Here is a 6,385-nt window from a genome sequence, read left to right on the forward strand (position 1 = left end):
TGTTCAAATGGCTATTCTACGTTTGATTGGTTTTGGAAAAAAAGAAGAATTTAAGAAAGTGCTAGCAATTTTAAGAAAGAAAAAGCCTGATAGGACAAGGATCCTATGAAATTTGTCGTGTACAGAGTAAAAACCTAATAAACACCAATTCAAAATATAATATGCCCCAGATATAGAAAATAAAAAAACAATTCCTTTTGACAACTGATATACGCTGAATTATCAGGAGACTTTCCCTTGGGAGATTCTAGGCAGCCAACTTATAAAAGTCTTCGGCCATTTGATTTGGTGTCTTAAAACCCAAACCCTTTTGAATTCTTCGATGATTATAAAATAACTCAATGTATTTTATAATATCTGCTTTGGCTTCTTCTCTGGTTTGATAGTTGTAATGATGCACTAACTCATTTTTCAGTATTCCCCAAAAGCTTTCAATCGGTGCATTATCGTAACAGTCTCCGCGCTTGCTCATTGAACCTTGAAAACCATATTGCTCAAGTATATTTCGATATTCATGGCTGCAATATTGACTTCCTCTGTCTGAATGCACAATCAGTTCTTTGGTTGGTTTTTGATTGTGAATAGCCATATTTAGCGCATTACAAACAAGCTGTGTTGTCATGCGCTCATTTAAGCTATAGCCAACCACTTGCTTCGTGTAAAGGTCTTTTACCGCTGCTAAATACAGCCATCCTTCAACAGTCCATATGTACGTAATATCACTTGACCATGCTTGATTTGGTCTAGTCATTGAGAATTGTTGCTCCAGCAGGTTTTCATAGATCGCTCGATTATGGTCACTATTCGTAGTCCTTTTAAAACGCTTGTGTCGCTTACAATACAGGTGGTTCAGCGCTTTTATCTGACGTATAGCGTACATACTCATTTTTATACCCTGAGCTTGTAAGTATTTGGTTAATCGAATATAACCATAGCTCTGCCTTGTCTCCTCATGGGCTATTTTCACCAATATCGTCTGTTGATTTCGTTGAATCGTTCTTTTGCTCACGCCTCTCTTGAGCCAATCATAAAAACATGAAACTGAAACATGAAGTAATCGAGCCATTAAGGTAATTGGAAAAGAATATCTTTTTTGTTTCATATAGGCGTACCTTACTGACTTTCTTTGGCAAAGTACGCTGCTGCCTTTTTTAAAAATTCACGTTCCATTTCAGCTATTTTGAGCTGTTGTTTGAGTTTTTTATTTTCTTCGAGTAGAGCGTTTAGATCAGGTGAATACTGTTTTGTACCTGCTAAAGTTCCAGCCTTTGCTTTGGTATTCCAATTTGAAAGAGTTTGCATTGAAATGCTAAGTTGTCTAGCTGTTTCCGAGACATTGCCTTGATTGGCTTCAATTAATTTGATGGCTTCAGCTTTAAATTCTGTGGTGTAAGTCTTGTGTTTCTTGCTCATGGTAAACTCCTGATGAGTGTGTTTAGTTTACCAAGTTAAAACCTCCTGTTTTTTCAGCACACATCATATGATTCAGGCTTCTACTTTTGATAATAAAACTAATAAAGTTTTTATACTTAAAGGTGGAAAAGTGTCATCGAGAGAGTTAACTAAATTTAGTTCATTATTGCCTTGATATATTTTTAAAAGCTATCTAATTAATATATATTTGGTTATAAAGTTTTTAAGTTAAAAAATTGAAATACTGGGAATTATCAATTTATTGATCGTTTTTATATATATCAGCTATCTAATCCCACTTTGTATAAGGCCCATACTGCACCCTATGAAGGCTTTAGGTTAGAACCTTTAGAAAATGAAGTCTTGCTGCTGAATTTTCGTTCAGCGTGGAGTTTTCATTTTCATAGTTTCAATGGCGGAAAACACTATCAGTTGATTCAGCAATTCAATGAAGAAACAGATGAAAAAGTTGCTTTAAGTTATTTACTATTTGAACAGCAGGCTTATCTGCAAAGTATTGATTTTCAATTGAAGAAAGCTAAACACCAGCTCAAGTTTGCCTTTAATGATCAAGTAAAAGTTATCGCTGCTTTTGTGGATGAACAGGCAGAGCCAGTGTCACGTTATGAATATGATACGCAAGGCAATTTAATTAAGGCTGTAGATCAAAATGGCCATGTACGCAGCTATGAATATAATGATGCGCATCAACTGACTCGCTATACCGACCGTACTGGTCGTGGGCAAAATATCCGTTATGAATCAAAAGAGGCGAATGCTAAAGCCATCGCAGAATGGGCAGATGATGGTAGTTTTAAAACACGTTTGGAGTGGCACCCGAGACTGCGCCAAGTTGCTGTATATGATGCCTATGATGTGCCGACCTATTACTATTTTGACTTAGATGGTTTTACCTATCGCACACGCTTAGCCGATGGCCGTGAAAAATGGCTATCGCGTGACAGTCAAAAACGTATTACCCGTCAAATTGATTTTGCAGGCCTAGAAACCGAACAAGTTTATAACGAGCAAGATCAGCTGATTAAAATTGTACAACCCAATGGCGGCATCATCCGTTTTGCCTATGATGAAGCAGGAAATTTGACGGAAACTAAAGATCCAGAAGGTCATATTTGGAAAAAAGAATACGATGCAGACGGGAATGTAACGAAGGAAATTAATCCTTTAGGTTATAGCACGCAATATAAATACAACAACGATAATCAAGTTGTAGAAATCATTGATGCCAAAGGCGGCTCTAAAAAAATTCAATACAATGATTTGGGGCAAATGACCGCATATAGCGATTGTTCAGGTAAAGAAAGCGCATGGGAATATGATGAAGAAGGCGCACTGACGGCCCAGCAGTCTGCTGCTGCGCAGCAAATCAAATATATCTACAGCTCAGAAGGTAAAGACAAAGGTCAGCTTAGAGCAATTGTTTATCCTGATGGTTTAAAGGAACAATTTGAGCATGATGAAGAAGGACGTTTACTAAAGCATACCGATAGCAAAGGTTTAATCACTCAGTATCGTTACAATCAAGTCGGTCTATTAGAACAACGGATTGACGCCAATCGGCATCAAATTGGCTACCAATGGGACAAGCAAGGTCGGATTCAAAAACTCATCAATCAAAACCACGCAGAATATTTATTTGCTTATAACAGCTTTGGGCAATTAACTTTTGAGCAAGCTTTTGATGGTGAAGAAAAACACTACAGCTATGATGATAAGGGGCAATTATTGCAGATTCGCCAACCGAATATCTTGACTCAATTCGGCTATCACCAAGATGGCTCTATTGCCTCAAAAACCTATACTCATTTACAAACAGGACATAGCCAAATTGAAGAATTTGAATACAACCTGAATAACCAACTAAGCCAAGCCAAAAATGCAGTCAGTCAGATCGATTTCTATCGTAATCCGATGGGGCAATTGATACGTGAACATCAGCACTACAAAGTACCAAATTTAAAGCCGCTGACTGCAGTACTGCGTTATGAATATGATGAGTTAGGCAATTTAACTAAAACCATCCGCCCCGATGGACAAGTGCAAACTAATCTCAGCTATGGTTCAGGGCATATCTATGGCATCGCCTTTAACCAACAAGACATGGTGGCGTTCCAGCGCGATGACTTACATCGTGAAACGGCACGGATGTTGGCAAATGGTCTCATTCAAACCAAAAACTACAATGAAGTTGGATTGCTCAGTTCGCAGATCATCCGACCTGAACAAGAAACGCCAAACCAGTTGCAACAAGTAAAATACCAAGCCGAACGCCATTATCAATATGACAATAACTACTTACTGACTCAAGTGGATGATAATCGCTTAGGAAAATTGAATTACCAATATGATCCAATTGGACGCTTAATCAAAAGCCAAAGCCCACAAAAAACTGAGAACTTTGCCTTTGATCCAGCAGGTAACTTGATTGACCCGATTGCAACACAGTCATCACAAGTGAAAAATAACCTGATCACCCAATATCAAGGCAAACACTATAAATACGATGCACAAGGGAATGTTGTTGAAACGACCCAAGCAGGTAAAACTTTAAAGCTGACATGGGATAACTTAAACCGCCTGATTCAAAGTGACCACAATGGTCAAATCACAAGCTATGGTTATGATGTGTTTGGAAGACGTTTATTTAAGATTAACAAACCAGAATACAGCTTAACTTTATTTGGTTGGGATGGTGATTTAATGATCTGGGAGTCGCAACAGTCAAACAAAGATCAAGACAATTCTCAGCATGATAAAAACTACACCAAACATTATGTTTATGAGCCGAATAGCTTTGTACCGCTGCTGCAAACAGGTTACGCAGGGTTTATTAAACTAATTGAAACACCCGACTACTCAAAGTTTAAAACAGAACCTTATTCAATCTATAAAGACCCGATATGGAAAAACGAAACGAGAAAGAACAGAGCTGAATTAGAGCGAGTAGCGTTTTATCACTGCAACCAAGTGGGGACGCCACAAACTTTGAGTAACGAGCTGGGCGAATGTATTTGGGAAATCAAACAAAATACATGGGGTAGTGCTTTAGAGATTAATACTAGTGATAATTTATTAGAGCAAACCAATATCCGTTTCCAAGGTCAATATTATGACCATGAAACTGGATTGCATTATAACCGATATCGTTATTATGAGCCACATAGTGCAAGGTATGTGAGTAAAGATCCGATTGGGTTGTTTGGTGGGTTAAATAATTCAATTTATGTGAGCGATCCGAATCAATGGGTCGATTCGATGGGGTTGATGGCACAAGGGGAAAGGGAAAAAGTTGCTGCGAATAATGCGTTAGTTGAAAAGCATGCAGCTGAAAGATTCGCTCAACAAAAAGCTGCTTGGCAAGTTTCAAAAATAAAAGATGCAAGATCCAAACAACAAAATAGACCAAGTACTGGAATATTGGGTGCATTATTGCCAGGAACTATGTCAAGTGTTGCGAAAAATAAGCAAGATGCAAATGTTTTAAGAAATCAGCAAGGAATGAGAAATGTAGGTACAGTTGGAGCTGCCGCCGCTACTTTACCATATGGAGTTACAGTAATTAGTGGCGGTTTTGGAGCAGGTGCAAAGGCACCAATAATGGGTGCTGTTGGTTCTGCTGCAGTAGACGGTGGTTTTCAAACATTTGATAGTGTTAGATGTAAATGCAATGCCTATAATTATAAGCGAACTCTTGGTGTAGCTGGTGTGGGAGCATTAGCAGGAGGAGTTGGCGCAAATCTTGCAAAAGCAAATGGAGTAGAATATGTTACAGCTATGAATTTCTATAAAAATACTACAAATACTATTGGAAAAAGAATATTTTATGGTCAAACAGCAGTAAAATCTATTACAACAAAGCCTATTAAAGAGAATCCGAGTCTAAAGTTAGATGAACCACAGTACAGTAAATAATAAAGGAAGTACTTTTATATGTTCAATATAATTATTGAAATTGTGTTAGGTACATTTATATCTAATCTGAAAGCAGATAATCATCCCTATTTGTTTTGTTTTATAAAGGGGGTTTTACTGGGGTTGACAGGATTTTTTTTAGCCGTTATTTATAATTATTTTAATGATGATTATATAATGCCTTTTAATGATCTAATGTTTTTCTTTTTAATAACTCAAACGATAGGTATTGTAGTTTCAGTAATTTTTCTTATAATTGAATATTTGTTTCCAGATAAAAAAAACGAAGACTTTTAAAATATTTTAGGTGTAGGTGTTTGAAAAATATGTGTATTAAATTTACCAAAAAAATGTGATTGAAACCAGCCAAATAAGCAGAAACCTTAATCGCTTAATCCAAAGTGATCACAATAGTCAAATCACCATTTATGGTTATGATATATTTGGAAGACGAATATCTGAACAAAGTCAAATAGTTAATCAAAATTAAGTGGAACACAGCCTGACATTATTTGGTTGGGATAGTGATTTGACGATTTTCGAGTCGCAACATTACACTCAAAGCAATAATAAAATACAAGAGAACTTACAGCATACAAGTTACACCAAGCATTATTTTTTGAACCAAATAGTTTTACCATTTTTTCAAACAGGCTATGCAGGTTTTATTAAGTAGATTGAAACCTCAGACTATTCACGTTTCCAAACAGAACCTTATTCAATTTTATAAAGACCCGATATGGAAAACCGAAAAGAGAAAAAACAGAGCTGAATGGCTTTGTTGCACAAAGCTGTTCTTGAGGGCTTTTTCAGCGATATAATTTTCAAATGAAGAAGCCTACACACAAAATCTATCGCACAACCAATTGGCCCGCATATAACCGAGCACTCATGAGTCGCGGAAATATTGCCATTTGGTTTGACACTAAGACCCAGTGGTATGCACAATCACAAGACAAACATGGACGAAATCAAACTTACTCCGATACTGCTATTCAATGCTGCTTAATGATTAAATCCTTATTCCGTCTATCTTTAC

Annotated in this window: 3 protein-coding genes and 1 pseudogene; 3 read left to right on the forward strand and 1 reads right to left on the reverse strand. The window is 36.9% G+C overall.

Annotated elements, in window-relative coordinates:
* Positions 1-247 precede the first annotated feature (247 nt).
* A protein-coding gene (locus FTU34_RS17250) for an IS3-like element ISAba22 family transposase (protein ID WP_180022740.1) occupies positions 248-1,413 on the reverse strand; the annotation gives its coding sequence in 2 pieces (ribosomal slippage) (positions 248-1,155 and positions 1,155-1,413; 1,167 coding nt in all).
* A gap of 252 nt (positions 1,414-1,665) precedes the next feature.
* Between FTU34_RS17250 and FTU34_RS17255 the strand changes: the two are divergent.
* The 3 genes and pseudogenes from FTU34_RS17255 to FTU34_RS17265 all read left to right on the forward strand — a co-directional run.
* A pseudogene (locus FTU34_RS17255) lies at positions 1,666-5,346 on the forward strand (RHS repeat-associated core domain-containing protein); the annotation flags it as partial.
* 18 nt (positions 5,347-5,364) lie between these two features.
* Positions 5,365-5,643, forward strand: a complete 279-nt coding sequence (locus FTU34_RS17260; RefSeq protein WP_180036263.1) for a hypothetical protein — start codon at positions 5,365-5,367, stop codon at positions 5,641-5,643.
* 531 nt (positions 5,644-6,174) lie between these two features.
* A partial coding sequence (locus tag FTU34_RS17265; RefSeq protein ID WP_180036262.1) for a transposase occupies positions 6,175-6,385 on the forward strand: 211 nt, incomplete at its 3' end.

It is taken from the genome of Acinetobacter sp. YH12094, from assembly GCF_013419295.1.
Lineage (GTDB): Bacteria > Pseudomonadota > Gammaproteobacteria > Pseudomonadales > Moraxellaceae > Acinetobacter > Acinetobacter amyesii.

Bases quoted from the DNA above. Each gene is read 5' to 3' on its own strand.
- FTU34_RS17260 (WP_180036263.1), top strand. From the start codon at position 5,365: ATGTTCAATATAATTATTGAAATTGTGTTAGGTACATTTATATCTAAT.